Raw genomic sequence first — 25,389 nt, forward strand, 5'->3', positions numbered from 1 at the left:
ATCGGGAGAAGGGCTAAGCAACACCGCCCTCCCCACTTATTACCAACCCCCGCCCTACCCGGCGTGGGCATCGGGGCAACGGCCAGTCATTAGAGCCACCCCGACCAGCGGTACCGTTTTACCCTTGCGCGCTGTACGCAACGGAACACAATAAAGACTGTATATCCACACAGGTCGGTTATTTCACCGGCCCGCAAGCAGGAGCCAAGCCATGCTGAGCTGGGATGAATTTGACAAGGAAGACGGCACTGACGCCGTTGTAGCCAACAAAGCCGCTGCCCACATGGCAGACATGAGCATCGACAAACTCGACCAGGTTGGCGGTGCTGCTGCTGTTGAAGCGCGCGCCGTGGCCAGCGATGACAGCGACGCCGTCGCCCGTGCCAAAGCCTCGCTTGACCAACTCGACATCGCCGAAGGCCTGGCCGAGCTGGAAGGCACCGCCGCACGCGTAGCCGTCGACGAAAAACGCATGATCAACTGCCGCGCCGACCTCAACCAGCTCGTACCCTTCAAGTACGACTGGGCCTGGCAGAAGTATCTGGATGGTTGCGCCAACCACTGGATGCCGCAAGAAGTGAACATGAACGCGGACATCGCGTTGTGGAAAACCCCAGACGGCCTAACCGACGACGAGCGCCGCATCGTCATGCGCAACCTCGGCTTCTTCTCCACCGCCGACAGCCTGGTTGCCAACAACCTCGCCCTGGCCGTGTACCGCCTGATCACCAACCCGGAGTGCCGCCAGTACATCCTGCGCCAAACCTTCGAAGAGGCGATCCACACCCACGCTTACCAGTACTGCATCGAATCGCTGGGCATGGACGAAGGCGCTATCTTCAACATGTACCACGAGATTCCATCGGTCGCGAAGAAAGCCAGCTGGGGCCTCAAGTACACCCGCTCGATCTCCGACCCGACCTTCAACACCGGCACCGTTGAGACCGACAAAGAACTGCTGCGCAACCTGATCGCTTACTACTGCGTACTGGAAGGCATCTTCTTCTATTGCGGCTTCACCCAGATCCTCTCCATGGGTCGCCGCAACAAGATGACCGGCGTCGCCGAGCAGTTCCAATACATCCTGCGTGACGAGTCCATGCACTTGAACTTCGGCATCGACGTGATCAACCAGATCAAGATCGAAAACCCGCACCTGTGGGATGCCCAGCTCAAAGACGAAGCCACCCAGATGATCCTGCAGGGCACCCAGCTGGAAATCGAATACGCACGCGACACCATGCCGCGCGGCGTACTGGGCATGAACGCGGCGATGATGGAGGACTACCTCAAATTTATCGCCAACCGTCGTTTGACCCAGATTGGTTTGAAGGAAGAGTACCCAGGTACCACTAACCCGTTCCCATGGATGTCGGAAATCATGGACCTGAAGAAAGAGAAGAACTTCTTCGAGACGCGGGTTATTGAGTATCAGACGGGTGGAGCGTTGAGCTGGGATTGATACACGCCCATCTATTTGATAAAACCCGCGCAAGCGGGTTTTTTTTAGCCAACAAAATTATTTATAGCGCATATAAAAACAGGAAGTTACGACATGCTTATAAAACCGCCAGAACTCGAAAAAAACAAAATAACCGGCTTCACACCTGAGATTGACATCTTCGACCGGAAACCTCTAGGCGACGCTATCTGTAATTTATTTGAAAGCACAGAAGAAGATCTAGTAATTGGCCTTGACGGGCAATGGGGAGAAGGGAAAAGCACATTTGCGCTAATGCTGTCCGCGCACCTCAACAGTGAAAAAAACGTACACACAATCTATTTTGACGCATTCAAAAACGATTACCAAAAAGATGCTTTTTTAGCAATAGCGAGCGAAATACAAGATCTCCTAGAGAGCAAATCAACAAAATCAAATCCAGAATTTAAAACCTCGCTAATAAAAGCATCAAAAGCTATAACTCGGGGGGCACTGCGAGTCGGAATAAGGACACTATCAGCAGGATTGCTAGACGAAACACTACTAGATGAACTTGGGACTGCGGACAATCTTGGGGGGGAAATATCAGACGGACTTGATAAAGCCCTTGCAAATAAACTCGACAAGACCAAGTTAGACAAAGCTTCTTTAGAGACGTTTAAGGTTGTGCTAGAGAAGCATATACTTGACCTCGGAGAGGGAAAACCAATAGTTTTTATTATCGACGAGCTTGATCGATGCAGACCCGATTTTTGTTTAGAGCTAATAGAACAGATCAAGCATTTATTTAGCGTAAAAAACCTAAAATTCCTCCTCATCACCAACAAATCACAATTACACGCATCAATCCATAAAAGGTACGGATTAAACATAAATCCACACTCATACCTGCAGAAATTTGTAGACCTCTGGATAGATTTACCCAGAGAAGAAACAGAACACACCAGCCACACCGAAAAGTATTTCAATCAGCTAATTAAAAACATTACCACCGAAGAAGAAAAAATATTAAATACACTAACCATTGACACATTGAAAAACATCTTCATAACCAACAAAACCAGTTATCGAGGAATCCAGAAAACAATTTCATATCTTTCCATTTTCCATAACACATCACAAAACACTCAATTCGTAGCACCTTATCAAACAGCTATTGCTTTATGCTGCTTTAGCAAAGCAGAAAACCCAAACCTAATTCATCAAATACTTAACAATCCTGACCACCAATCCACCATGAGCACGCTGATTCCAACTCAAAACATCACAGGTCATCGTTCAGACTACACTCACGCCTACACTGAAGCTGTAATTAGATACATAGCCTCAAACGAAACAGTTCAAAAAGCAATGATACAAAATAGAGAAATAGAGTCCACTCATGGACGTAGATTTTCTAAAGATTCATTTAAAAACATAATCAACACACTAAATTTATTTTCAAAATAAAAAACGAACAAGTAAGTAGCCCGGACAATCACCGCAAAGGAAAAGGGGACAGATTTATTTTCTATGCTTCCCTCTGCTACAGGTTTCGGCTTTACGCCGAGCCACTTTCTCTTTGCGCGCGCAAAGAGAAAGTGGCCAAAGAGAAAGCGCGCCCGGCATACGGGTTTCGCTACGCTCAACTCCCCTCGCTCCGGCACTGTTCCGAGGATCGTCACGGTGGGCCATCCCTGGCCCATCGTTCCTCGTTTGGCATCCATGCCAAACACCCCTCTCCACAGCACCTGCGCTCGGCCTCCTGACGGGATTCGGGGACCGCGTTGTTTGGGCGATTTGTGGAAGGCAGAGCGAGTAGCCCGGACAACCACCGTAACGGTGGATGGATAAAGCGCCATCCACCCTACGCCATGCCCGGCGTAGGGTGGACAACGCGAAGCTTGTCCACCATGGTTCAACGATCCAACCCGCTCACGGATGAGCCACCATGCCCAACTACCGCCGCGCCCGTGTACCGGGGGCCACGTACTTTTTCACCGTCAACCTGCGTGAGCGCAACAGCAATCTGCTGATCCGTGAAATCGATCTATTGCGCGAGTCGGTACGCGCGACGCGGTTACGACATCCCTTTCATATCGATGCCTGGGTGGTTTTGCCCGAACACATGCACTGCATGTGGACGCTGCCACCTGGCGATGCTGACTTTGCGCTGCGCTGGAAGGTCATCAAATTCGCCTTCGCCAAACGCGCACCGCCCACGGAGGTGCGCACCATCAATCAACAACGCAGGCGCGAGCGTGGCATCTGGCAACGGCGCTACTGGGAACACCTGATTCGTGATGAACGGGATTACCAACGCCACTTCGATTACATCCATTACAACCCTCTCAAACATGAGCATGTCGAACGGCTGGCGGACTGGCCCTATTCGAGCTTTCACCGGGCCGTGGCAATGGGTGTTTATTCCGCAGATTGGTGCGTGGAGCCGGAGCAGGTCGATAGTGGTTATGGTGAGTGAGCATGTAACCGGACAACTACCGCAATGGTGGATGGAAAAACGTCATCCACCCTACGCGCTAACACTCAGTTCGAAACCTGCTCCAAGAAAATCAGCTGCAATGGCTCACTGAGCAAATCATCAGCCGTGGCGGCAAACCGCTGAAAATACGGCGTCGCAAAATGCGCATCCAGCGCCGCCTGGTCCTTGAACGCTTCACGCATATAGAACGTGCCAGGCTCATCCCGTCGCTCAAACAACACGTAATCAAGGTTGCCCGGCTCGGCCCGTGTCGGTTCGATCAGGGTCAACAAGCCCGCTTTAAGCGCCTCTTGTTTACCGGGTTTGGCTTTGAGTACAGCTAGGGATACCAGTGGTTTGTTCATGGTGTGGGCTCTTTCAGGGGGTTGGCTTGCACATCCGGCGACGGCAGTGAACATCAGCGCACACAGCCAATAGCCTAAGTGCTTGATCGGAGGTTTCATCGTTATCACTCGCTGTGGACTGGGCTTATCCTTGTCGATCCCGCCACGAAGAAACACCGACAAAACGCGCTAACACTTTCTTCCACAGTTTGAAAATGAAGCGCCATGCGTCGCCATTACCCTGGTTTAAGCCATCAATAAGCGCCCTTGAATGAACAACAGCCAGTAGCCCAAACAACCGCAGCATTGGTGGATAAACAAGACGTCACCCACCCTAGGTGACTAACGCTTTACGCAGGCCAACAACGCATTCCCGGAAACGCCATCCCACGGGATAAGCTTCTGGTAATCATGCTCTAGCACGTGCACCTCAAAGTACGGCTGCAACAGCGCCTGTAACTGCACAAAGCTCACCGCAACCATCGGGTGCTCGTCGTGCCACACCTCGGTTTGCCCTGCCCTCAACTTCTCGATGCGCAAGCGCAACGCCTGCTGCTCACCCTCGCCGGCATAGCTCCAGCCGGAGCTAAAGGTGAACTGGCTGTCGCCATGCTGGGCGTTGTGCGCCGCAAACAGGCTGTTATCGATCTTGCCTTTATCGACTGCGTTAAAGCAGAACAGGCCATTGGCGTCGAGCGCGGTATGCACACTGGCGATGCAGGCTTGCAGCCGCGCAAGCGTGCCGCTGTAGTGGATGGAATAGAGAAAGCAGGTGATCAGGTCCTGCGGCTCAGTCACGCTGAAACTGCACATGTCCTGCAAGGCGAAGTGCGCCTGCGGGCAGCGAATGGCGGCTTTGTCCAACATCGGCTGATTGATATCGAGCCCGCTGCTGCGGTAGCCGACATCGAGAAAATGGCGCACATGCGGCCCTGTCCCACAAGCCATATCCAGATGGCGGACGCCGGCGTTGCCAAACAGCTGCTGCAGCCGATGAATGCAGTGGCTTTGCGCCTGGTAGTCGATATCGGCGCACATCAGGTCGTAGTAATCGGACAGATCACTATAAAGAGCATTAACGGACATAGTGACCTGATGACTGACGCGCGGACTTTGAGGGTGGCGCATCATATAGCAAGCCTGCTCCCTGAGACGTTATCGATGCAGCGCGGCAGCGAATTATTCAGGCCGTCGCCACACCGGGCGTAGGAACCATCCACTGCTGAGGGCGTTACAATGCCGCCCACGCTAACGCCCAATCGCGCCCGCCCGGAGCCAGACTGACGATGTTCACCCTTGTACACCTGGACACCCCACCGCCCGAGTCGCTGAAAAGCCAGGTTTTGCAGATGGTGGTGGACTACCTCAGTGACATCAGCCCGGTGTCGCTAACGCCCAGTAATCCACTCTACCAGCTGTATCAATACGTCATCGGCTACGAGATGCACCTGTACCTGCAAGCCATGGACAGTGAACTGCAGAGCAGCGCGCGCTTGATCCTCGCGCTGGACGATCAAGACCCATCGCATGTGCTGGGCTTTGCCCTGTATCTACCGGCTAAGGATGACCCAGAGGCCTGCACCCTGGCGTATATGGCCGTGCAGGCCAACCAGCGTCGCCACGGGATTGCCCGCGCCATGCTGCAGCAGATAACCAGCCGCCACCCGCATACCGAATTGGCCTGCGTGGCGAGCAAAGTGCCGACCTTCGAGGCCATGGGCTTTCAGCTACTGGCGGCGCACGGCCCGCAAGTGCTGATGAGCACCCGCGCCTATCGCTCGGACGGCCTGGTGGCGGTGCAGGACTTGGCGCCCATTTTTGAATCGAAGGAAGTGCGGCAGATCCACGCCTACCTGCTCAAGCAACACGGCAAGAAAGCCATGAGCGAAGCGGAGAAACAGCGTGACCGCCAGCTCGACCAGATGACCCAGCGCGCATTGGCGCTGGTACACCAACGCCGCGCCTCAGGCTCCGTGCACTAACGCGACACACATTGCAAAGCGAAGCCCCATGACCACTCTGACCATTTCCGCCGCCTGCCTGTTCGACGATGCCGGCCGCTTACTGCTGGTACGTAAACGCAACACCCAGGGCTTTATGCTGCCCGGCGGCAAAGCCGAGCCCGGCGAAGATGCGCTCACCGCGCTGACCCGTGAACTGCAAGAAGAACTCAACCTCAGCCTGCCGGCCCACGCGCTGCAACCACTCGGTCAGTTCCGCGCTGCGGCGGCCAATGAGCCAGATACCTGGATCGACGCCAGCGTCTTCCAGGCCCGCCTGCCCCACCCCGTCAGCGCCGCCGCCGAACTTGAAGAGTTGCGCTGGCTCGCACCTGATGACGTACTGCCAGCAACCCTGGCGCCACTGCTGCGCGAGCATGTGCTGCCGCTGCTCTGGCCGGCCGCTTAGGTTCGGCGTCGCCATACCACCCAGCAGCAATAGCCTGAGTAGTCATCACCAATTTCTCGTTGGCAACCACTTGATATGTAGGAAGTTCGAGATAAAGTGGCGCCCGCTGGCAAATTGCCAGCAAGCCAGTCAACTCCCTACTCAGGAACGAGTATCCATGTCTAAAAAATTGATGATATGTGCAGCTGCCCTCGGTATTGCGCTGCTGTCCGGTTGTGCATCTGTACCGATGGAGTCGGCAGAAAAGGACCAAGCCCTTAAAGCGTTCCCAGCCCCACCTGAGAACCAGGCAGGACTGTATATCTTCCGTGATTCGGCCCTAGGCCCAATCCTGAAAAAAACAGTCAAAATCGACAATGAAGTTGTCGGTGAGACTGCCATGAACACCTACTTCTATCGCGTCGTCAGTCCTGGCGCGCACGTGCTGGCCACCGAGTCCGAGTTCAGTGATAACACCATCAACCTGAACGCCGAAGCAGGAAAAAACCACTACGTACGTCAGTCGATCAAGATGGGCGTCTTCGTCGGCGGAGCACAGCTTCAGGAAGTATCCGAGTCAGAAGGGCAAAAAGGTGTCGCCGACACTGAACTGGCCCGCTAAACCATAGCCATCTGATTCAGTGCACTGCTTCAAACTCGCCGTACAGGTCCAGGCACTCATAACAGAGGACGCTGTACGACGAGTTAGCAAAAATATCTAACACCAGACACCTAGCCCGCCTCTACGCACCAGCGACTTTATGCCCGACGTCGCTCGCAAAAAATCTGCGACTTATGGGTTCGCCGCGATAAAGCTAACCACCACCTCAGCCAGTACTTCGCCTTGGTCTTCTTGCAAGAAGTGCCCGCCATTCACAATGGTGGTGTGAGCCTGGCCTTGGGTACCGGGGATCAGCTTCTGCATCAGCTTGTCGCCCCCCGCGGTGATCGGGTCAGAGTCACTGAAGGCGGTGAGAAACGGCTTATCCCACTTCATCAATACCGTCCAGGCGGCGCGATTCTTCTCGGCAGCAGGGTCTGTGGGGGTGATCGGCACCAGCAGGGGAAACTGCCGAGCGCCTTCCTTGTAGGATTCATCTGGATACGGCGCGTCGTAGGCATCGATCACTGCTTGCGGCAGTTCGGTAGTGGTCGCGCGGTTGATAATCGCGCCTGCCGGAAACTCGGGGACTTTCTGTGAATAGTCCTGCCAGCTCTTGAAGGCGTCGCCAGGGTTGTAATCGCCCGTGGGCAACATGGTGTTGGCGGCGACTACGCGGGCGAAGCGCTGTGGGTTCTCCGCCACCAGGCGCAGGCCAATCAACCCGCCCCAATCCTGACAAACCAGGGTGATGTGCTGCAGGCTGAGCTGCTCAAGTACGGCCTGCATCCAGTCAACATGGCGTTGATAGGTGTAGTCGCTGCGCTTGCTCGGTTTGTCGGAGCGACCGAAACCAACCAGGTCGGGAGCGATAACCCGATGGCCGGCGGCGACCAGAATCGGGATCATCTTGCGGTACAGGTAACTCCACGACGGCTCGCCATGCAGAAGCAGTACGGGCGGCGCATCCGCAGGGCCTTCATCTAGGTAATGCACACGCAACTGGCTACCTTCGCCATCATCAACACTGAGGTAATGGGCGGCGAAGGCATAGCCGGGAAGATTGTCGAAGCGGCTGTCTGGGGTACGCAGGACGTCCATGGATAAGCCTCTGGCAATGGGGAGAGAACGGAGCATGTACCCAGCAACGCTAGCGTTCAACCACGTGCATGACGTGAATACCACCTTATTCGGAGGCCCAGGTGCCGTGTAGCAAAAGCTCGATTGAAGCGCCCGCCCAGCTCAGGTTGCACACAAGGCACCCTGCAAATCACTGCGGGTACAACGCCACGTAACGTCATCTGCAACGCTCGCCTTAGCCGCTTTAAAGACGTGAATCACTTGCTTGCACACATGCCACTGCTCTGACCGGCGGTTAAATAGCCACAAGCTGGCTCATGCCCCGCAGTGGTCGCTCAGGCCCGCTACAGGTAGGGCTCAATATTGCCGAGCGCCCGCGCGACGTACTCGTCCTTCTCCCCTACCGGCGCCACGTAATGCAACGCCTCGGCTGCCGCATCACGCCCAACCAGACGCGCCAGCGTCCATGCGGCGAGATAGATTGAGGCAAGACAGCCGCCGGCAGTAGCCAGGTTGCCACGAGCAAAGAACGGTTGTTCCAGCACCTCGATGCCCGCCTCTTGCACCCAGGGTTTAGTGGTGAGGTCAGTGCAACCCGGAACGCCGTTGAGCAACCCCGCCTTGGCCAACAGCAAGGTGCCGGAACACTGCGCGCCGATCAGTTGGCGTGCCGGATCGAGTCGCCCCAGCACCTGCATGATGGCGGCGTCCTGAGCAATTTCGCGGGTCTTGATGCCGCTACCGACCAGCACCGCGTCGAATGATTCGATCTCGTCCAAACGCGCCTGACGATGCAGCGTCACGCCGTTCATCGAGGTCACCGCTTCGCTCGGTGCCGCCAGCGACACACGCCAGTCCGGTTGCTTGATGCGATTAAGGATGCCCAAAGCAATCAGCGAATCCAGTTCGTTGAAGCCGTCAAAGGTGAGGATGGCGATATGCATGGCGAAGCCTGCGCGATGGAGTTCGTGCCATTCTCAAGGCCGTGTGGCTCGACGAATAGACACAGTCGGGCACCATGATGACCATACAGCCGTCGACGTGCAGAACAACCGCAGCTGCTGTTACGAACCTGAGCGAGCCGTCATGCGCAGCGGCCTGACAAAGAGCACACAGCAGAACGCCACGGGCCCAGTAGCTAGGCGCGGTTTTACCCCAGCACACTATGCAGCTGCCTCGATGAAGCAAAGGTCTAGCGTGACGCCTGGCCTGAAGAACAGGTCTCATGATCGGCCGCTTCCTGCCGATCACCTGCGCAAGCGTCTATGCCGCAGCCACTGCGCTGGCATGGACAGATAACGCCACTTGCTAACGTCGTTTCCGCCTATTAAGGAATGGCCTCATGAGCCTTGATTCTCTGACCCTGAAAACCCGCCTGATATTCGCAGTAGCCATTCCCTGTATTGCCCTGATTCTGGTGGCGGTGACCAGCTTGAGCAGCATGTCCACCATGCAGAGCGAGGCCAGTGCGTTATACCTCAACACCTCTGCCCCCATGCGCGCCATGGCCGAAGCCGCCTCACGTATCCCGCGTATGCGCGTGGGTATCGACATGATGCTGCTGCAGGAAACGGCGCTGCGCGACGAGCGCGGGGTCAAAACCCGCGTTCAGGAAGCACTCAACGAAGACATTCCCGGCATGCGCGAGGCCATGCGCAACGCGGTCGAGGCTCAGGTCAACCCGGATCGCAAGGCGCAGGCACAGCGCCTGCTGCAACAGTTTGAAAGCATGGTCAGCAATGAACTGACGCCGCTGCTACAGGCCCTCGACGGCGGCGACATGGGCCGCGCCCAGCAGATCTACCGCGAGCAATACGCCAAAAGCTATGGGGTTATGCGCCAGGGCGCCAACGAGCTTCTCGACGGCCTGCTGCAACAAGCTGAGCAGCAAAACCAGCGCAGCAATGAAAGCTATGTCAACGGCCGCAGCCGTCAATTGATCATCATCACCCTTGGCCTGTTGGTGTCCTTTATCACGGCCTGGTTGATCGTCACCAACCTGCGTCGGCGCGTCTCCATCTTGCAGGACAAACTGGGCAATGCCGCCGAGAACCTGTCTCTGAACACCCGTATCGAACTGCCCGGCGAAGACGAGCTGAGCCAGATTGCCAACAGCTTCAACCGCTTTATCGCCAAGGTCCACAGCACCATGGAGCAGTTGGCAGGCAACTCACGTCAGCTGTCCGCGATGGCTCGTGAAGTGGCCGAGCGCGCGCGCCTGACGCAGAGCAACTGCACCTCGCAGAGCGACCGCACGGTGCAGGTCGCCACTGCCATCCATGAGCTTGGTTCGACCGTCAATGAAATTGCCGGCAATGCTGAAAATGCCGCCCATGTGGCCCGCGAAGCCAGCCGTCACGCCAGCGATGGCCGCGAAGTGGTGGCCCAGGCACACCAACAGATCGACACACTCAGTGGCGAACTGGAGCAAGCCTCCAACGTAGTCGAGGCGCTTGCAGGGCAGATCAATGGGATCAGCTCGACACTCAATACCATCCGCAGCATCTCCGAGCAGACCAACCTGCTGGCCCTCAACGCCGCTATCGAAGCCGCCCGTGCTGGCGAGCAAGGTCGCGGGTTCGCCGTGGTGGCCGACGAGGTTCGCACCCTCGCCAGCCGCTCGGGCGCCTCGACCGAAGAAATTCAGCAGGTGATCAACCGTCTGCAGGCCGAATCCCGCGCGGCGGTGGATGTCATGTCCCGCGGACGTCAGCAGAGCGAACGTGTGGTGGAGTATGCCGGCAAGGCCTCGGCCGCACTGGAGCAGATCAACGGCCACATCACCCAAATCAGCGATCAGAACATTCAGGTCGCCACCGCGACCGAAGAGCAATCCTGCGTGGTCGAGGAGATCAACCGTAACGTCGAAGAAATCAACAACCTAACCCAGGAAACCACGCGCATCGCCGACCAGCTCAACCAGTCCAGCACCAGCTTGCAGGACCTGTCGACACAACTGGACGAACTGGTCGGGCACTTCAAGCTGTAAGCCACGGCAGCGCCTAACCTATGGCGCCCAAGCAGTGCGCTAACGTGATGAACCGGCCCGACATCGCGCGCTGCGAACAGCCTCTGGCGCAGGTGCTGGGCCAAGCCGCAACCGGTTAGTGGCAGAGGGGTAAAGCAAACAGCTGCGCCCCCAGCCAAGCGGCCAGGTAAGCACCAAGCCCGAACACCAGATGGGTGACCAGCGCTCGCAGCCGGACCTGCCAAGGATTGGCCATGCGCGAGGCCGCCAGGCCCATGCCGAACGCTGGCTGCATCAGCAGCAAGGGCGCCGCCACGCTGACAACGCCCAACAGCAGCGCCGGTATTAACGTTGGCTGGCACAGCCACTGCGGCCCTGCTAGCGCCACAAACAGGCCGACGAAGGCCACGCCGATCAGGTAATGGCAGTACCAGCCCAGCAGCCGCTCACCGCGTACGGCTTGCGACTTGCCGATGGCTGCATGCTGGAAACGGCCATGGCGCATATGCCCCAGCCAACGCCCGACCAGGGCGTAGTCCAGCGAGGCAATGCCGAACAAGCGTCGCCGCGCCAGCGCCCAGGCATCCATCAGCAGCGTTGCGCCCACGCCCAGCAACAGCACATACAGAATCAATTGGCTGTTCATATCCACCTCTTTTGCTTTGTCTGAAAGGCTGTTTTCATAAGCCTGCCAGTTCAAGCCAACTTGAGGTCAAGGATGCAAGAGATGGATATCGGTAAAGTTTCGCGCGCGTCAGGGTTGCCGACGTCGACGTTGCGCTATTACGAAGAAAAAGGGTTGATCCGCTCCATCGGCCGCAACGGCCTCAAGCGGGTATTCAGCGAATCAGTGATCCAGCGCCTGGCGCTGATCGCCCTCGGCCGCGAGGCGGGGTTTTCCCTGGATGAGATTGCCGCCATGCTCGCGGCAAGCACCCAGCCAGCGATTGACCGCGCGCAACTGCAAGCCAAGGCCGACGAGCTGGATCGCAGCATTAAACGTCTCAGCGCCATCCGCGACGGCCTGCGCCACGCCGCGTCCTGCCCGGCGGAAAACCACCTGGAGTGTCCAAAATTCCAGCAGCTGATGAGCCTGGCCGCACGCACCACGGCCAGAACCAGGGTTCACCCGCCGATCAAATAACGGGCTTGATCAGCACGCCAACCGTTACGGCGCGCCAAACAGCGCAGTCCAGTAAATCCCCGCGTCGCTTTTCGGATCATTAGCGTAGGCGGCGCCCAGCTCGCTGAATTGCGGGCTCATCAGGTTGGCGCAGTGGCCGGGGCTGGCCAGCCAACCGTCGACCACTTTGCGCGGGGTATCCAGGCCGGCAGCGATGTTTTCGCCGATGCGTTGCCCGCTGTAACCAGCCAGTTCCGCACGGTCGCCTGGGGTACGGCCGTCAGGGTCCTGGTGGTCGAAGAAGTTGTTATTGGCCATGGCCCGGCTGTGGGCTTCAGCGGTGCTGCCCAGGGTGGCATTCCAGACCAGCGGCGCGGCGGCGGCAAAGGCTTGGCTACCGCACTGGCGCGCCGTGCTGCGTGCGCTGTTGAGTTGTTCGAGCAGCTTCTGCCCTTCTGCCTGCCAGTCGCCCAGGCGCGCAGTTAGCAGTGGCCGGGCAAGCAGAATGCGCCACTCGCGGTCCTGCTGTTTGACGCCGATATCGACAAATTGCGGATCGAGCACGACCTTGCAGAAGCTCTCCTGCAGCACTTTCAGTGCCGCAGCCGCATCACGCGGGCCGGACAGACTGATGGCCTGCACATTGACCATCGGGTAGCCGGCTGCAGTCATTGCCTGCTGCAAATCCCCCGAGCGACCAACCGGCTGCACCAGACGTGGATCGGCCTTTAGTGGCGGCAGCTCAGCAGAGGCCTGATCACCACAGCGCTGCACTTCACTGCGGTAGTTATTGATCAACCCGACCAGCTGCACATCCTCTGCGGCCTGCGCGCCTGCGGCGCAAAACAGCGCCAACCCCAGAGCGACGAACGCCCGAATAAAACCCTTGCTAGTCATAAATCCCCTCGACCTGGCCATGCTCATGCGGCGTGCCCACAACTGTGGTCGAGTGATCTTGGCGCACCTCGCGCGCTGAAACCAGCCCAATGCGCAGGCCGGATCAGCAATGAAAAAGACTCAGAAGCTGTTTCGGGTCTCGCGAGCTAGAGCCATGCAAGGCAAGGCAAGGCAAGGCAAGAACAGGCTAGGAAGCGGAGTTTACTGGTGTAAATGAGCATTCCGAGTCTGTTCTTAACGCAGCAGGGCCGACGCGCAGCAGATCCGAGACGGCTTTTTAAACGTAAATGCTGACGCCGCCTCTAGCCTGCAGCCAATCGCGATAGGTGGTCAGCGAGTCGGTCTGTTTATCACCGTTGTAGCCGACAAAGCTGTCGGTTTTGTCGAGGCCAGCGTCGACCAGTTTGTTGATCTGCGCGAGCAGCTTGGCGGCGTCTTCACGGTCCAGCTCGGCGACATCTGGCAAGGCAATTTTCGAAGTGTCGCTGTTCTGCTCGGCGACCGGGCGGAAGCGATCACTGGCAATGGCGTTGCTGGCACCGCTGCTCTCGGCGTTCATTGCGCGCAGCAGGCCACCGCGGCTGTTGGCCACCATGCCGCTGGCAAAACGGCGAATTTCCGCAAGCGGATCCGCCGCGCTGGTGCTCGGCTTGTCCGTACTGCTGCCATTGCCTGCAGCCCCGGCGGTGCTGGGTTTGGCGGTGTTGGCAAAGTAGCTCGCCAGCGGCGAGTTGTTGGAAATACTGGTCATGGCGAATCCCTGCATAGGTCAGCTGGCAGGCATTTCTGCAGAATATGGGCCAACCATTCACAAGCCAGTAAAACCAAGGTTTCCCGCCTATTCAGCGTTGAATAGAGAGGAAGCCCTTTGCCGCCTAAGGCAGGCTGTTGCCGCTGACAGGCAGTGCCCACTTTTGTGAAGCCCTGAAACGACAGCGCCCCCGCAGAAACCTGCGGGGGCGCGTGAGACTTAATGGGCAGCGTGCCTGATCGGCTGCCCGTGAACGTTTGGTTTAGACGGCGCGCAGCTGTTCCTCGGCGAGGAAGTCCTCTTCCAGCAGCGCATCTTGACCAGGGATATCGCCGCTTTCATTAGCCGGCAGTGGGGTAACGCGCTTGCTGCGCAGTTTGCCAAATTGATGTTCAAGGGCGTGGTGCAGTTTCTCGATGGAGCCATCGATGGCCTGTTCCAAGGACTCGGCCTTGTGGGTAACGGAAATAGGTTGCAGGCCTTTTGGCCGTGCTTCGATCTGGCAGCGTTTGTCATACGCGCCGGCTTTTGCACCGTTGTCGTCATGCAGGTGAACAACAATGCGGGTCAGTTCGTCATCGTAGCGCTCCAGCTTGCTGGAAACACTGGCACTCACCCACTCAACTAAACGGGCACTGCCTTCGATGTGGTTATCGCTGTGAACTTGGATTTGCATAAAGCTTTCCTTCTTCAACTGTTCGCGAATAGCGCCGCCTACCAAGGCGACAACTCCAGCCTACGCCATTGTGCCCCCCTTTAGGCAAGCACTAAGACGTTGGTCTTAACCACAATTTTGCGCCGCTGCTGCCCTAAATTCGCTGCAAGCCTTGTGACGCTTGAGTTACAAGGCTATGGCTGCAAATCAAACAAGATTTTTCCGCTTTCCATGTCACCCGGCATGGAGAAATGTTCATGGGCGATAAGCCATTGCCCGCCCTGCTGACGGAAACACTGGCTTACACGCATCCAGCTGCTGTGCAGTTCGCCCTTGTCATCGCTGCCGCCACAGTGGAACAGGTAATGCACCACGGCCAGGTCGCCACTGAGCAGAAAGCTCGGCTGATGGATCTCGAACAAGCCCGGGCCGGGACACATTTCCATGCAGGCCTGCCAATGCGCCTGATAGGCCGCACTGCCCTGGAAACGCAGCGGGCCGATGGCATCGTAGGCCACTACATCCTCGGCGTAGTGGCGCATGATCTGGCTGACATCTTTGGATCGGCAGGCGGCGGCCCAGGAGTCCAGCTGCTGTTGAATCTGCGATTGTGCGTTGCCCATGGTCGTACTCCTAGCGCTTAAGGCTTGGTTGAGGCGCAGCAATCATGTGCTGCTGTCGGTTGCTGGTATTCGTCGTGCAGGCGGGTCCAGTGCATGCCCTTACCTTCTAGATCGGGCATGCCATCCCAGCCTTCACCACGACCGAATGGGGTGAGATCGAGGTAATGGAAGCTGCTCATCAGCATTTCCAGGCCACGGCCGTAACTGGAGTAACAGTGATAAACCTGTGCTCCATCACGCAGAAATACGCTGACGCCGGGCTGCTCGCCCTGCACGTGGTAATTTAGGCCCAGTCGCTCTAAATCAGCCTTGTCACGGTAGTTGTACTCGACCGGAGCGACCTGCTCGTCAGTCGTGGCGTGGTAGTCGTAGTTGAACGCGCTGCCCAGCGAGGAATACCAGGGCAAGGTCCAGCCCATACGCCGCTGAAACGCCTGCAGATCGGCCAATGGCGCGCGGGAAACCAGCACCAGCGTGGTGTCACGGGCATGCAGATGAGCCTGGTGGCCGACATTGTCGACCAGGCAGGAACAACCGTCGCAGCCCTCGCCGCGGTCCATGTGGTACATGAAGTGGTAGACGATCAGCTGACTGCGCCCGGCGAACAGATCGGCCAAACCCAGCTCACCCTCCGGCCCCTGAAAACGGTAATCGGCCTCAACCTTGACCATCGGCAGCTGGCGGCGCTCGGCGTTCAGCGCATCGCGCTGCTGGGTCAGCGCCTTTTCTTTGGCCAGCAAAGCCTTGCGGGCAAGCAGCCACTGCTCACGACTGGCAATCTTGGGGTATTCAGGACGACTCATGGGCAGTGCTCCTTTTCCGTTGTTTAAGCAACTCGGGCAGCGTGCGCTCTAGACCTGCAGCTCGCGTACTGGGCGGACCTCCACACAACCGACACGCGCCGCCGGAATATGCCCGGCCAGCTGGATCGCTTCGTTGAGGTCGCGGGCCTCGACTAGGTAGAAACCGGCGAGCTGCTCTTTGGTCTCGGCAAACGGGCCGTCGATGATCGACAGCTTGCCGCCGCGCATGCGCACCGTGGTGGCGGTCTGCACCGACTCCAGCGCTTCGGCGGCAAGCATGCGGCCGCTAGTGGCCACCGACTCGGCATAGGCGAAGCATTCTTCGTCACGCGGGCTGTCGGGCGAGTTATGCAGCTCATGCTCGTTGCTATAGACCAAGCACAGGTATTTCATGGCGTTCTCCGGTGGTGTGGCGCGGTTACTGACTAATCGAATGGCGCGACGCGGAATCGACAGTGCCGCGCAAAATAATTTCAACGCTGACCAACGGTAGCCAAGCAGCGGGGATCTGCCAGGCGAATGGCAGCTCAGTCGGCCGCCAACTGATCCAGGCGCATCTGCAGAAACTGCCGATCGGCGCCCTGCTGGACCAGCTCAAGCGCCCGCAGATAGGCATCACGCGCAGGCGTTACACGGCCCAGGCGGCGATTGAGATCGGCGCGAGCGGCATGGGCCAGGTGATAGTCGGCCAGTTCGCCGCTGGTCAACAGCGCGTCGATCAGCGCCAGTCCGGCTTCGGGGCCTTGCTGCATGGCCACCGCCACGGCGCGATTAAGTTCGATCACCGGTGATGGATTCAGGCGTAGCAAGGCGTCGTAGAGCCCGACGATCTGCGCCCAGTCGGTCTGCTCGGCGCTGGCAGCTTCGGCATGTACGGCGGCGATCGCCGCTTGCAGGGTGTAGCCAGCGAAGCGCCGTGAATGCAGGGCCTGTAACACCAGGGCGTCGCCCTCGGCGATCAGCGCGCGGTCCCACTGGCGGCGGTCCTGCGCCTCCAGCAGCACCACTTCGCCGCTGGCCGAGCTGCGTGCACTACGCCGCGACTCGTGCAGCAGCATCAGCGCCAGCAGGCCCTGCACTTCCGGCTCGGGAAGCAGTTCCAGCAGCAGACGCGCCAGGCGGATGGCTTCATCGGACAGGTGCGCGCGGGTCAATGAGTCGCCGGAGCTGGCGAAATAACCTTCATTGAACACCAGGTAGATCACCCGCAATACCGCGTCCAAACGCTCGGGCAATTCGCTGCGCCCAGGCACCTCATAAGGGATACGTGCATCGCGAATTTTCGCCTTGGCGCGAACGATGCGCTGGGCAAGGGTGGCGGGTGTGGTGAGAAAGGCGCGGGCGATTTCCTCGGTGCCCAGATCGCAGACTTCGCGCAGGGTCAGGGCCACTTGGGCATCGCTGGCCAGCGCCGGGTGGCAGCAGGTGAAGATCAGCCGCAGGCGGTCGTCTTCAAGCAGCTCGCCCTCTTCCACCGCTGCGTCATCGGCCAGGTCAAACTGTTCATCCAGCTGCTGGAAACGCCGCTGCCGGCGCAGGTTATCGATAGCCTTGAAGCGCCCCGCCGACACCAACCAGGCACGTGGATTGGCCGGCACACCGCTCTGCGGCCATTGCTCCATGGCCGCGCGGAAGGCTTCGTGCAGCGCCTCCTCGGCCAGGTCGAAATCGCCCAGCAAACGAATCAGGGTGGCCAGCACGCGGCGCGATTCATCGCGGTAGAGCTGCGCGAACTGGGCCTGCAGTGCAGCTGGAAACTCCATTCCAGTGATCTCCGTAAAGCGCCTGACGACGGCGCGACCCACCACCGCGACGCCTAGGCCGTTCCCACACTAGCGCATCACGCGCGCTTCAGCTTTTGAGCCGATAACCGGTTTTGAAGATAAAGCCCACCGCCAGGATGCATAGCAGCAGAAAGCCGAGAATCATCGCCAGGCTCAGGCCGACGTTAACGTCGGAGACGCCGTAGAAGCTCCAGCGGAAGGCGCTGATCAGGTACACCACCGGGTTGAACAGGGTCACCGTCTGCCAGGCCGGTGGCAGCATGCTGATCGAGTAGAACGCGCCGCCGAGGAAGGTCAGCGGCGTGACGATCAACGCTGGTACCACCTGCAGCTTCTCCCAGCCATCGGCCCACACGCCGATGATGAAGCCGAACAGGCTGAAGGTCAGCGCGGTAAGCACCAGAAACGCCAACATCCAGACTGGGTGAAGAATCTCGAAATCGACAAACAACCGCGCGGTAATCAGGATCACCAGGCCGAGAATGATCGACTTGGTGGCCGCCGCGCCGACATAGCCAAGCAGAATTTCCAGGTAGGACACCGGCGCCGATAGCAGCTCGTAGATGCTCCCCGAATATTTGGGCATGTAGATGCCAAACGAGGCGTTGGAAATGCTCTCGGTGAGCAGCGCCAGCATGATCAGCCCCGGCACGATAAACGCGCCGTAGCTGACGCCCTGCACCTGGGTCATGCTCGAACCGATGGCTGAACCGAACACCACGAAATACAGCGAGGTGCTGATCACCGGGGTGGCGATGCTCTGCAACAGAGTGCGCCAGGTGCGCGCCAGCTCGAACAGGTAGATGGCGCGGATTGCATAAAAATTCATAGCCGCGACTCCTGCACGAGGTTGACGAAAATATCTTCCAGAGAACTCTGGCTCGACTGCAGATCCTTGAAGTCGATGCCGCGCTGTGCCAACTCTTTGAGCAGCTCAGCAATACCGGTGTGCTCGCTCTGGGTGTCGAAAGTGAACACCAGGGCGTGGCCCTCATCCGCCAGTTCCAGGGCATAGCGCGCCAGCTCAGCAGGGATGCTCGCCAGCGGCTGCTGCAGTTGCAGGGTCAGCTGTTTCTTGCCGAGCTTGTGCATCAGCGCCTGCTTGTCTTCCACCAGAATGATCCGGCCCTTGCTGATCACCCCAATGCGGTCGGCCATTTCCTCGGCCTCCTCGATGTAGTGGGTGGTGAGGATAATGGTCACGCCGCGCTCACGCAGGGCCCGCACCATGTTCCACATATCACGGCGTAGCTCGACATCGACGCCAGCAGTGGGTTCGTCGAGAAACAGAATTTGCGGTTCGTGGCTCAACGCCTTGGCGATCATCACCCGGCGCTTCATGCCGCCGGATAGCTCGAAAATCTTCGCGTCGCGCTTGTCCCACAGCGACAGGTCCTTGAGCAGTTGCTCCAGATAAGCCGGATTGGGCTTCTTGCCGAACAGGCCACGACTGAACTTCACCGTCGCCCAGACGGTTTCAAACACATCGCTGACCAGCTCCTGCGGCACCAGGCCGATCTGCCCACGGGCGGCGCGGTAGTCCTTGATGATGTCCTTACCGCCTACCAGCACTCGCCCGCCGCCCGGGTTGACGATGCCGCAGATAATGCTGATCAGGGTGGTCTTGCCCGCGCCGTTGGGGCCAAGCAGCGCAAAGATCTCGCCGGGGCGAATATCCAGATTGATGTCCTGCAGCGCCGGATGGCCACTGGCGTAGGTCTTGCTCAGTTGCTGAATCGAGATTACCGGTTGCACGGAAGGGCCTTGCCTGAAGAAAAGAAGCCACAGTGTATGAAAACCCAGGCGAGGTGCAACGGTCGGTTTGCCTAGACAGGAGCGCGCGTGTTGGCTGCAGGGCGTGGCGACAAGGCCGTCAAGTGCGGCTATACCAGGCAGGACATTCTGCTCACAAAGCCCCTCTGCCCCCATCGCTTCGAGAGGAGACGCAATATGGACCGATTCACCGGTGGTTGCCTGTGCGGCAACGTGCGCATCGAGGCATCGGGACGGCCTTACCGGGTCGGCCTTTGTCACTGCCTCGACTGCCGCAAGCATCATGGCGCGCTATTTCACGCCTCCGCGGTGTTCCCTCAGGAGGCGGTGACGATCACTGGCGAAACACGCGATTACGCCGGGCGGTTTTTCTGCCCGCGCTGCGGTTCCTCAGTATTTGGCCGCAGCGCAGACGAAATCGAAGTGAATCTGGGCACCCTGGATGTCCCAGACCAGCTGCAGCCCACCTACGAACTCTGGACCATTCGCCGCGAGTCCTGGTTGCCGCCATTCCTGCTCAGCAAGCGCTACGAGCGGGATCGTGATGCCACTGATCGCTTTGAGGAGTAAGTGATGCCAAGGGCGGCCAAGACCTCGCCTACCGGCTCGCCGGGCATTCGCGGTCGGGTTAAGGGCAGCGTTAGCCGCCAAGTAAACAGCCGCAATTGGCACAGCAACGTTGAGCGGCCATGGATGCGGCTGCTAGGCTGGGCTTGGTTTTATGCAGACAAGGAAATAGACCATGGCTCTTCGTCAACACCTCGCCAGCCTCAGCATCCTCGCCCTGCTGGCCGCTTGCAGCTCACAACCGCCGGTGCAGCAAACCGCCGAAATCAGCGGTGACTGTAATGTCGAGCAGGTCCACGGCACGCTCGGGCAGACCGCCAACGTCAAACTGATCGAGCAGGTGCAACAACAGGCCAACGCCAAGACCCTGCGCGTCCTCGCCCCCGGCGACGCCGCCACCATGGATTACAACCCGCAGCGCCTGAATATCGATATCGATGAAAGCGAAGTGATCATCCGTCTAAGCTGCGGCTGAACGCCCCTTAATTAAGCGAAGAGACGTCCAGGTTGTTAGGCCTCAGTAACGGTAATGACCGGCGGCGATGGCCACCTGCAGCTCGCGAGTCAGTGGCACATAACGGTCTGACCCTGGCAGCCAGGCGTACAGCGGGTCGCTACACCGCTCAAGGTCATAGGCCTGCTCCTTTAATGGCGCTTTCTTGTGTTTGAAGGTACCCGTAGTTTCCATTTCTGCACTCAAACGCAAGAACAGCGGCACGGCGTAGGCCGGCAGTTCCTGGCGTAAGTGCGTGAGCAGCGCTTGGAAATCAAAATCCTCTGGCGCGCAGGCCAGACGGATACAGGCCATGCCCGCGCGGCCGTTGGTGTTGGCCACCTCGACGCCATAGACCACGGTCTCGCTGACCTCGGCAACGCCATCCAGCACCGCTTCGACCTGGGTGGTAGACACGTTCTCGCCCTTCCAGCGGAAGGTATCGCCAAGGCGGTCGACAAACTGCGCGTGGCGAAAGCCCATGTCGCGCATCAGGTCGCCGGTGTTGAACCAGGCGTCGCCCGGCTCGAACACATCGCGCAGGATGCAACGCTCGGTGTCACGGGTATTGGTGTAACCATGGAACGGCGACTTGTCGGTGATCTTGCCCAGCAGCAGGCCAGCCTCGCCCTTGGCCACACGCTGCAGGTGGCCGTTCTCACGCAGCGGCGCCTCGCGCTCCTGATCGTAGCGAACGATGGCGTAGGGATAGGGTGAGAAGCCCACGGTGTTGTCGAGATTAAGCAGGTTGGTAAAGCCGATATTGCCCTCGCTAGAAGCGTACAGTTCGACCACCCGTTCGACCGCGAAGCGCTGCTTGAACGCCTGCCAGATGCTCGGGCGCAGCCCGTTGCCGACCATCACGCGGATCGGATTGGCGGCGTCGCTGGGGCGCGCCGGCTGGTCAAGCAGGTAACGGCACAGCTCGCCGACATAACCGAAGGCGGTCGCCCGATGCCGCTCCACCTCATCCCAGAAACGGCTGGCGCTGAACTTGCGCACCATAATCAGCGCCGCTTGGCCGGCCAGTACCGAGCCCCAGCACACCACCATGGCGGTACCGTGATAGAACGGCAGGCTGACGTACATGCGGTCCTCGCGGCCCAGGCGCACGGCAGCAAAACCGAAGGCACCGTAGCCCTTCATAAAGCGCCCGTGGTTGAACACCACGGCTTTCGGCAAGCCGGTGGTGCCTGAGGTGTAGATGTAAAAGCACGGATCATCCGCGCGCACTGCGCGTTCCAGCAACGCCGCATCGACGGGATAGTCATGCAGCGCGGCGGCTGGGTGCTGCCAGCCTGCGGGGGCCTCGCCAGGATCGCGCCAGGTTGGGCGGTCGGCAAAGTAGTGACAGGCATCGGCGGGCAGCGCCACCTCCGCTGCGATTTCCGTGAAAGCGTCCAGCAGCTCCTCACCCACCAGCACCATGCGCGGCGATGCCAGACTGATGCTGTGGGCCAGCACGCGGCCGCGTTGACTGCTGTTGATCAGCGCGCTGACCGCACCGAGCTTGGCACAGGCGACGACCCCGGCGAGCAGCTCGAAGCGGTTCTCGAACATCAGCGCCACGCTGTCGCCCTGGCGCAGGCCATGAGCACGCAGATAGTGCGCCAGCTGGTTGGCCCAGCGGTCGAACTCGGCGTAGGTGAGTTGTTCGTCGCCCTGAATCAGCGCCACGCCATGCGGATTGTCGCGCGCCGCCTCCTCGATACAACTGGCCAGGCTGACGGGGTAATCGCCACGGCTGCGATTGCCAATATGCAACCCCTTGACGATAGCGGGCAGGTCGACAAGCAGGCGCGGCAAGCGAGACAGCAGGCGCGGCAAGGTGATCAGGTCAGCATGACTCATGGTGCAGGACTCCAGGCGGTGCGAAGCACTCGATGTTGTTTGCCGGTCAATCTAGTCGCTCGCTGCTGTGCTTTTAATAGCCAGCGGTTGCATCACAGTGGCAATTTGTCTCACCGGCAGCGCACAATCGAGCGACCCTGGTTGGAAAAGGACGCCCCATGCCACTGGCCCACACACCTAGCGCGACCGCTTCACAGTTGCTTGATCTGTACCTGTCGCTGCAGGGCTTCGGCCTGGCCGGCCCGGATGATCTGCAGGCACTAGGCGTCGAGCTGGAGCAGTTGAAAAACCTGGAAATGCGCGTACCCGTGCGCTGGGCCCTGCACCTCTGGCAGCGCGCAGCCAGCCGTGGTGCGCGTGCGGAAATCGGCCTGCTGGTCGGCCAGCAGCGCGGCCTGCACACCCGTGGGCCGGTTGCCCATTTGGCCGCGCAGAGCGCCACGCTGGGTGAGGCCATCGAACTGTTTCGCCGCTATATCCCGGTGATGAGCGAAGGCGAGAACCTGCGCGTTGAAGCATTTGCCGGGCGGGTGCGCATCCATTTTCTGTTCAATGCACCGCTGCTCGGCCACGCCGTAGTCAGCGAGCACAGCCTCAGTTCCGCGCTGTGCTGGGCGCGTCAACTCACGGGGGTGCGAGTGATGCCGCAGGCCGTGGGCTTTCGTCATGCACCACTGGCAACACCTGCGATCTATCGGCAGGTGTTCGGGGTGTCGCCACGCTTTACCGAGACCTTCGATTACCTCGACCTGCTGGAGAGCGATCTACAGCTACCGGTACTGGGGGCCAATACCTATCTCAAGGACCTGATGCAGCAACGGGTAAGCGCCATGCAGGCTCAGTTGCCGACACAGCACAGCACCCGCCTGCAGGTGTTGCAGTTGATCGAGCAAAACCTGCTCAGCGGTGATCTGTCGGCAGACGGTGTAGCGCGGCACCTGGCCATCAGCCGGCAAACCCTGCACCGCCACCTGCGTGAAGAAGGCTGTTGTTTCTCTGAACTGTTGGCCCACGTTCGCCGCCAACATGCGCTGCAACGTTTGCAGCAGCCCGGCTGCCGGGTCGAGGCGCTCAGCCGCGAACTGGGCTTCAGCGAGCCGAGTGCCTTCTACAAAGCCTTCAAGGGCTGGTTTGGCCTGTCGCCGAAAGCCTACCAACAACAGGCTGCTGACGAGTCGACAGATTTAACTAAGCCAGGCAGACCGGGCATACTGGCGCACCTGTAAACCAGTCGGCCGCCCGTTTCCATGCGTATTCACGTCACCTTTATCGATCGCGTTGGCATCACCCAGGAAGTGCTGGCCCTGCTCGGCGGGCGCAATCTCAACCTGGACGCGGTAGAGATGGTGCCACCCAACGTCTATATCGACGCGCCGACCTTGAGCCCCGCAGTGCTCGACGAGCTGCGCGAGGCGCTGTTCAAGGTACACGGCGTACAGGCCGTGACAATTGTTGACATCCTCCCAGGCCAACGCCGCCACTTGCAGCTCGATGCCCTGCTCGCTGCCATGACCGATCCGGTACTGGCGGTCGACAGCCAGGGCCGCGTACTGCTGGCTAATCCCGCGCTGATCGAACTGTCCGGCCAGCAACCTGATGGGCTGGGCATTGGCGAGCTATTCGCCGACCTGCAGTTGCAAACGGAACTGCTCGACCAGGGCTTCCGCCTGCCGATGCGCGAAGTCACCCTCAAGGGCCAGGCCCTGCTGCTCGATGCGCAGCCGATTACCGAAGGCGTTGATGGCGGCGCGCGGCGCCTGGCCGGCGGTCTGCTCAGTCTGTATGCACCGAGTCGGATCGGCGAACGCCTGGCGGCGCTGCACCACGACCATGCCGAGGGTTTCGACTCGCTGCTCGGCGACTCTGCGCCGATTCGTAACCTGAAAACCCGCGCCCAGCGCGTCGCCACCCTGGATGCGCCGCTGCTTATTCAGGGCGAAACTGGCACCGGCAAAGAGCTGGTGGCGCGCGCCTGCCACGCCATCAGCACACGCCGCACGGCGCCCTTTCTTGCATTGAACTGTGCGGCATTGCCGGAGAACCTCGCCGAAAGCGAGCTGTTCGGCTATGCCCCCGGCGCCTTTACCGGCGCTCAGCGCGGCGGCAAGCCGGGGCTGCTGGAGCTGGCCAACCAGGGCACGGTGTTTCTCGATGAGATTGGCGAGATGTCGCCGTACTTGCAGGCCAAGCTGCTGCGTTTCTTGAGCGATGGCAGCTTCCGCCGGGTAGGCGGCCAGCATGAGGTCAAGGTCAATGTGCGCATCCTCAGCGCCACCCACCGCGACCTGGAAAAGATGGTCAACGAAGGGGGCTTCCGCGAAGACCTGTTCTATCGCCTCAATGTACTCAACCTGGAAGTGCCGCCGCTGCGCGAGCGCGGTCAGGACATTCTGCTACTGGCGCGGCACTTTATGCAGCAGGCCTGCGCGCAGATCCAGCGCCTGCCCTGCCGCCTAACCCCGGACACCTACCCGGCGCTGTTGGGCAACCGCTGGCCCGGCAATGTGCGCCAGCTGCAGAACGTGATCTTTCGCGCCGCCGCGATCTGCGAAAGCAACCTGGTGCAGATCGATGATCTGGATATCGCCGGCACCGCTGTGGCCGCGCAGCAGGCCGATGGCGAAGTCAGCAGCCTGGAAGACGCGGTAGCCGAGTTCGAAAAAGCCCTGCTGGAAAAGCTCTACCCCAGCCACCCCTCTACCCGGCAACTGGCCACCCGCCTGCACACCTCGCACAGCGCGATTGCCATGCGCCTGCGCAAATACGGGATTCCGGGTAAGCCGTAA

General features: G+C 59.4%; 27 protein-coding genes and 1 pseudogene. 13 read left to right on the forward strand and 15 right to left on the reverse strand.

All coding sequences use genetic code 11. The features are described from left to right. Positions 1 to 211 precede the first annotated feature (211 nt). The 3 genes from ACIGEK_RS19875 to ACIGEK_RS19885 all read left to right on the forward strand — a co-directional run bounded on the left by ACIGEK_RS19875 (position 212) and on the right by ACIGEK_RS19885 (position 3,902). Positions 212 to 1,462: a ribonucleotide-diphosphate reductase subunit beta gene (locus tag ACIGEK_RS19875; protein ID WP_397494974.1), complete on the forward strand. Its 1,251-nt coding sequence runs from the start codon at positions 212 to 214 to the stop codon at positions 1,460 to 1,462. 93 nt (positions 1,463 to 1,555) lie between these two features. After that, the gene (locus tag ACIGEK_RS19880; protein ID WP_397494975.1) at positions 1,556 to 2,890 is read left to right on the forward strand and encodes a P-loop NTPase fold protein; all 1,335 of its coding nucleotides are present in this window, start codon (positions 1,556 to 1,558) and stop codon (positions 2,888 to 2,890) included. Between the two features lie 481 nt (positions 2,891 to 3,371). Then, entirely contained in the window at positions 3,372 to 3,902 is a 531-nt protein-coding gene (locus ACIGEK_RS19885; protein ID WP_397494976.1) for an REP-associated tyrosine transposase, read from the forward strand. Between the two features lie 65 nt (positions 3,903 to 3,967). Here ACIGEK_RS19885 and ACIGEK_RS19890 read toward each other — a convergent pair whose 3' ends face one another. Together ACIGEK_RS19890 and ACIGEK_RS19895 are read right to left on the reverse strand one after the other, a co-directional pair. Next, on the reverse strand, positions 3,968 to 4,267 hold the full coding sequence (locus ACIGEK_RS19890; protein WP_397495158.1) for a putative quinol monooxygenase: 300 nt from the start codon (positions 4,265 to 4,267) through the stop codon (positions 3,968 to 3,970). A gap of 321 nt (positions 4,268 to 4,588) precedes the next feature. Beyond that, positions 4,589 to 5,332 carry a class I SAM-dependent DNA methyltransferase gene (locus ACIGEK_RS19895; RefSeq protein WP_397494977.1) on the reverse strand — a complete coding sequence of 248 codons (744 nt, stop codon included), beginning with the start codon at positions 5,330 to 5,332 and terminating at the stop codon, positions 4,589 to 4,591. A 200-nt stretch (positions 5,333 to 5,532) separates the two neighbouring features. On the opposite strand from ACIGEK_RS19895, the gene ACIGEK_RS19900 reads away from it, so the two are divergent. The 3 genes from ACIGEK_RS19900 to ACIGEK_RS19910 all read left to right on the forward strand — a co-directional run bounded on the left by ACIGEK_RS19900 (position 5,533) and on the right by ACIGEK_RS19910 (position 7,256). Continuing rightward, positions 5,533 to 6,228, forward strand: coding sequence for a GNAT family N-acetyltransferase (locus tag ACIGEK_RS19900; RefSeq protein ID WP_397494978.1), 696 nt, complete (start codon positions 5,533 to 5,535; stop codon positions 6,226 to 6,228). 28 nt (positions 6,229 to 6,256) lie between these two features. Continuing rightward, positions 6,257 to 6,655 carry an NUDIX domain-containing protein gene (locus tag ACIGEK_RS19905; RefSeq protein ID WP_397494979.1) on the forward strand — a complete coding sequence of 133 codons (399 nt, stop codon included), beginning with the start codon at positions 6,257 to 6,259 and terminating at the stop codon, positions 6,653 to 6,655. 157 nt (positions 6,656 to 6,812) lie between these two features. After that, the gene (locus ACIGEK_RS19910) at positions 6,813 to 7,256 is read left to right on the forward strand and encodes a DUF2846 domain-containing protein (RefSeq protein ID WP_397494980.1); all 444 of its coding nucleotides are present in this window, start codon (positions 6,813 to 6,815) and stop codon (positions 7,254 to 7,256) included. Positions 7,257 to 7,427: 171 nt separating this feature from the next. Here ACIGEK_RS19910 and ACIGEK_RS19915 read toward each other — a convergent pair whose 3' ends face one another. Beyond that, positions 7,428 to 8,336, reverse strand: a complete 909-nt coding sequence (locus tag ACIGEK_RS19915) for a haloalkane dehalogenase (RefSeq protein WP_397494981.1) — start codon at positions 8,334 to 8,336, stop codon at positions 7,428 to 7,430. 323 nt (positions 8,337 to 8,659) lie between these two features. Next, positions 8,660 to 9,259: a DJ-1/PfpI family protein gene (locus tag ACIGEK_RS19920; protein WP_397494982.1), complete on the reverse strand. Its 600-nt coding sequence runs from the start codon at positions 9,257 to 9,259 to the stop codon at positions 8,660 to 8,662. Positions 9,260 to 9,657: 398 nt separating this feature from the next. On the opposite strand from ACIGEK_RS19920, the pseudogene ACIGEK_RS19925 reads away from it, so the two are divergent. Further along, positions 9,658 to 10,218: pseudogene (locus ACIGEK_RS19925) on the forward strand (MCP four helix bundle domain-containing protein); the annotation flags it as partial. A 285-nt stretch (positions 10,219 to 10,503) separates the two neighbouring features. Next, complete coding sequence (locus ACIGEK_RS19930; protein WP_397495159.1) at positions 10,504 to 11,304, forward strand: methyl-accepting chemotaxis protein; 801 nt, start codon at positions 10,504 to 10,506, stop codon at positions 11,302 to 11,304. Between the two features lie 115 nt (positions 11,305 to 11,419). On the opposite strand, the gene ACIGEK_RS19935 is transcribed toward ACIGEK_RS19930, so the two are convergent. Continuing rightward, positions 11,420 to 11,929 (reverse strand): DUF2938 domain-containing protein, encoded by a 510-nt coding sequence (locus ACIGEK_RS19935; RefSeq protein WP_397494983.1) that lies wholly within the window; start codon positions 11,927 to 11,929, stop codon positions 11,420 to 11,422. Between the two features lie 72 nt (positions 11,930 to 12,001). Between ACIGEK_RS19935 and ACIGEK_RS19940 the strand changes: the two genes are divergently transcribed. Next, entirely contained in the window at positions 12,002 to 12,427 is a 426-nt protein-coding gene (locus ACIGEK_RS19940; protein ID WP_397494984.1) for a helix-turn-helix domain-containing protein, read from the forward strand. A 24-nt stretch (positions 12,428 to 12,451) separates the two neighbouring features. Here the strand turns inward: ACIGEK_RS19940 and ACIGEK_RS19945 are convergent, their stop codons facing one another. The 9 genes from ACIGEK_RS19945 to ACIGEK_RS19985 all read right to left on the reverse strand — a co-directional run bounded on the left by ACIGEK_RS19945 (position 12,452) and on the right by ACIGEK_RS19985 (position 19,674). Then, positions 12,452 to 13,303, reverse strand: coding sequence for a CAP domain-containing protein (locus ACIGEK_RS19945; protein WP_397494985.1), 852 nt, complete (start codon positions 13,301 to 13,303; stop codon positions 12,452 to 12,454). A gap of 277 nt (positions 13,304 to 13,580) precedes the next feature. Continuing rightward, positions 13,581 to 14,054, reverse strand: a complete 474-nt coding sequence (locus ACIGEK_RS19950) for a hypothetical protein (RefSeq protein ID WP_397494986.1) — start codon at positions 14,052 to 14,054, stop codon at positions 13,581 to 13,583. A gap of 262 nt (positions 14,055 to 14,316) precedes the next feature. After that, on the reverse strand, positions 14,317 to 14,730 hold the full coding sequence (locus ACIGEK_RS19955) for an HPF/RaiA family ribosome-associated protein (RefSeq protein ID WP_397494987.1): 414 nt from the start codon (positions 14,728 to 14,730) through the stop codon (positions 14,317 to 14,319). A gap of 173 nt (positions 14,731 to 14,903) precedes the next feature. Continuing rightward, positions 14,904 to 15,332 carry a YybH family protein gene (locus ACIGEK_RS19960; protein WP_397494988.1) on the reverse strand — a complete coding sequence of 143 codons (429 nt, stop codon included), beginning with the start codon at positions 15,330 to 15,332 and terminating at the stop codon, positions 14,904 to 14,906. Between the two features lie 17 nt (positions 15,333 to 15,349). Further along, positions 15,350 to 16,135 (reverse strand): DUF899 domain-containing protein, encoded by a 786-nt coding sequence (locus ACIGEK_RS19965; protein ID WP_397494989.1) that lies wholly within the window; start codon positions 16,133 to 16,135, stop codon positions 15,350 to 15,352. A gap of 48 nt (positions 16,136 to 16,183) precedes the next feature. After that, entirely contained in the window at positions 16,184 to 16,528 is a 345-nt protein-coding gene (locus tag ACIGEK_RS19970) for a YciI family protein (RefSeq protein WP_397494990.1), read from the reverse strand. Between the two features lie 134 nt (positions 16,529 to 16,662). Beyond that, positions 16,663 to 17,898, reverse strand: a complete 1,236-nt coding sequence (locus tag ACIGEK_RS19975; protein WP_397494991.1) for an RNA polymerase sigma factor — start codon at positions 17,896 to 17,898, stop codon at positions 16,663 to 16,665. A gap of 88 nt (positions 17,899 to 17,986) precedes the next feature. Next, entirely contained in the window at positions 17,987 to 18,748 is a 762-nt protein-coding gene (locus ACIGEK_RS19980) for an ABC transporter permease (protein WP_397494992.1), read from the reverse strand. Then, positions 18,745 to 19,674 (reverse strand): ABC transporter ATP-binding protein, encoded by a 930-nt coding sequence (locus ACIGEK_RS19985; RefSeq protein WP_397494993.1) that lies wholly within the window; start codon positions 19,672 to 19,674, stop codon positions 18,745 to 18,747. Before ACIGEK_RS19985 ends, ACIGEK_RS19980 begins: the two co-directional genes overlap by 4 nt. 195 nt (positions 19,675 to 19,869) lie before the next feature. Between ACIGEK_RS19985 and ACIGEK_RS19990 the strand changes: the two genes are divergently transcribed. Together ACIGEK_RS19990 and ACIGEK_RS19995 are read left to right on the forward strand one after the other, a co-directional pair. Further along, positions 19,870 to 20,262 (forward strand): GFA family protein, encoded by a 393-nt coding sequence (locus tag ACIGEK_RS19990; protein WP_397494994.1) that lies wholly within the window; start codon positions 19,870 to 19,872, stop codon positions 20,260 to 20,262. A 172-nt stretch (positions 20,263 to 20,434) separates the two neighbouring features. Continuing rightward, complete coding sequence (locus tag ACIGEK_RS19995; protein ID WP_397494995.1) at positions 20,435 to 20,734, forward strand: I78 family peptidase inhibitor; 300 nt, start codon at positions 20,435 to 20,437, stop codon at positions 20,732 to 20,734. 42 nt (positions 20,735 to 20,776) lie between these two features. On the opposite strand, the gene ACIGEK_RS20000 is transcribed toward ACIGEK_RS19995, so the two are convergent. Further along, positions 20,777 to 22,603, reverse strand: a complete 1,827-nt coding sequence (locus tag ACIGEK_RS20000; RefSeq protein WP_397494996.1) for a long-chain-acyl-CoA synthetase — start codon at positions 22,601 to 22,603, stop codon at positions 20,777 to 20,779. 158 nt (positions 22,604 to 22,761) lie between these two features. On the opposite strand from ACIGEK_RS20000, the gene ACIGEK_RS20005 reads away from it, so the two are divergent. Both ACIGEK_RS20005 and ACIGEK_RS20010 read left to right on the forward strand, forming a co-directional pair. Further along, complete coding sequence (locus tag ACIGEK_RS20005) at positions 22,762 to 23,829, forward strand: AraC family transcriptional regulator ligand-binding domain-containing protein (protein ID WP_397494997.1); 1,068 nt, start codon at positions 22,762 to 22,764, stop codon at positions 23,827 to 23,829. A 21-nt stretch (positions 23,830 to 23,850) separates the two neighbouring features. Then, a complete protein-coding gene (locus ACIGEK_RS20010; protein WP_397494998.1) occupies positions 23,851 to 25,389 on the forward strand; it encodes a sigma-54-dependent transcriptional regulator in 1,539 nt (512 codons plus the stop codon).

It is taken from the genome of Pseudomonas sp. NPDC079086, assembly GCF_044542155.1.
Taxonomy (GTDB): Bacteria; Pseudomonadota; Gammaproteobacteria; order Pseudomonadales; family Pseudomonadaceae; genus Aquipseudomonas.

Bases quoted from the DNA above. Each gene is read 5' to 3' on its own strand.
- ACIGEK_RS19905 (WP_397494979.1), top strand. From the start codon at position 6,257: ATGACCACTCTGACCATTTCCGCCGCCTGCCTGTTCGACGATGCCGGC.
- ACIGEK_RS19970 (WP_397494990.1), bottom strand. From the start codon at position 16,528: ATGAAATACCTGTGCTTGGTCTATAGCAACGAGCATGAGCTGCATAAC.
- ACIGEK_RS19965 (WP_397494989.1), bottom strand. From the start codon at position 16,135: ATGAGTCGTCCTGAATACCCCAAGATTGCCAGTCGTGAGCAGTGGCTG.
- ACIGEK_RS20010 (WP_397494998.1), top strand. From the start codon at position 23,851: ATGCGTATTCACGTCACCTTTATCGATCGCGTTGGCATCACCCAGGAA.
- ACIGEK_RS19875 (WP_397494974.1), top strand. From the start codon at position 212: ATGCTGAGCTGGGATGAATTTGACAAGGAAGACGGCACTGACGCCGTT.
- ACIGEK_RS19915 (WP_397494981.1), bottom strand. From the start codon at position 8,336: ATGGACGTCCTGCGTACCCCAGACAGCCGCTTCGACAATCTTCCCGGC.
- ACIGEK_RS19975 (WP_397494991.1), bottom strand. From the start codon at position 17,898: ATGGAGTTTCCAGCTGCACTGCAGGCCCAGTTCGCGCAGCTCTACCGC.
- ACIGEK_RS19935 (WP_397494983.1), bottom strand. From the start codon at position 11,929: ATGAACAGCCAATTGATTCTGTATGTGCTGTTGCTGGGCGTGGGCGCA.
- ACIGEK_RS19955 (WP_397494987.1), bottom strand. From the start codon at position 14,730: ATGCAAATCCAAGTTCACAGCGATAACCACATCGAAGGCAGTGCCCGT.
- ACIGEK_RS19910 (WP_397494980.1), top strand. From the start codon at position 6,813: ATGTCTAAAAAATTGATGATATGTGCAGCTGCCCTCGGTATTGCGCTG.
- ACIGEK_RS19980 (WP_397494992.1), bottom strand. From the start codon at position 18,748: ATGAATTTTTATGCAATCCGCGCCATCTACCTGTTCGAGCTGGCGCGC.
- ACIGEK_RS19895 (WP_397494977.1), bottom strand. From the start codon at position 5,332: ATGTCCGTTAATGCTCTTTATAGTGATCTGTCCGATTACTACGACCTG.
- ACIGEK_RS19920 (WP_397494982.1), bottom strand. From the start codon at position 9,259: ATGCATATCGCCATCCTCACCTTTGACGGCTTCAACGAACTGGATTCG.
- ACIGEK_RS20000 (WP_397494996.1), bottom strand. From the start codon at position 22,603: ATGAGTCATGCTGACCTGATCACCTTGCCGCGCCTGCTGTCTCGCTTG.
- ACIGEK_RS20005 (WP_397494997.1), top strand. From the start codon at position 22,762: ATGCCACTGGCCCACACACCTAGCGCGACCGCTTCACAGTTGCTTGAT.
- ACIGEK_RS19990 (WP_397494994.1), top strand. From the start codon at position 19,870: ATGGACCGATTCACCGGTGGTTGCCTGTGCGGCAACGTGCGCATCGAG.
- ACIGEK_RS19885 (WP_397494976.1), top strand. From the start codon at position 3,372: ATGCCCAACTACCGCCGCGCCCGTGTACCGGGGGCCACGTACTTTTTC.
- ACIGEK_RS19995 (WP_397494995.1), top strand. From the start codon at position 20,435: ATGGCTCTTCGTCAACACCTCGCCAGCCTCAGCATCCTCGCCCTGCTG.
- ACIGEK_RS19940 (WP_397494984.1), top strand. From the start codon at position 12,002: ATGCAAGAGATGGATATCGGTAAAGTTTCGCGCGCGTCAGGGTTGCCG.
- ACIGEK_RS19945 (WP_397494985.1), bottom strand. From the start codon at position 13,303: ATGACTAGCAAGGGTTTTATTCGGGCGTTCGTCGCTCTGGGGTTGGCG.
- ACIGEK_RS19900 (WP_397494978.1), top strand. From the start codon at position 5,533: ATGTTCACCCTTGTACACCTGGACACCCCACCGCCCGAGTCGCTGAAA.
- ACIGEK_RS19890 (WP_397495158.1), bottom strand. From the start codon at position 4,267: ATGAACAAACCACTGGTATCCCTAGCTGTACTCAAAGCCAAACCCGGT.
- ACIGEK_RS19960 (WP_397494988.1), bottom strand. From the start codon at position 15,332: ATGGGCAACGCACAATCGCAGATTCAACAGCAGCTGGACTCCTGGGCC.
- ACIGEK_RS19950 (WP_397494986.1), bottom strand. From the start codon at position 14,054: ATGACCAGTATTTCCAACAACTCGCCGCTGGCGAGCTACTTTGCCAAC.
- ACIGEK_RS19880 (WP_397494975.1), top strand. From the start codon at position 1,556: ATGCTTATAAAACCGCCAGAACTCGAAAAAAACAAAATAACCGGCTTC.
- ACIGEK_RS19930 (WP_397495159.1), top strand. From the start codon at position 10,504: ATGGCTCGTGAAGTGGCCGAGCGCGCGCGCCTGACGCAGAGCAACTGC.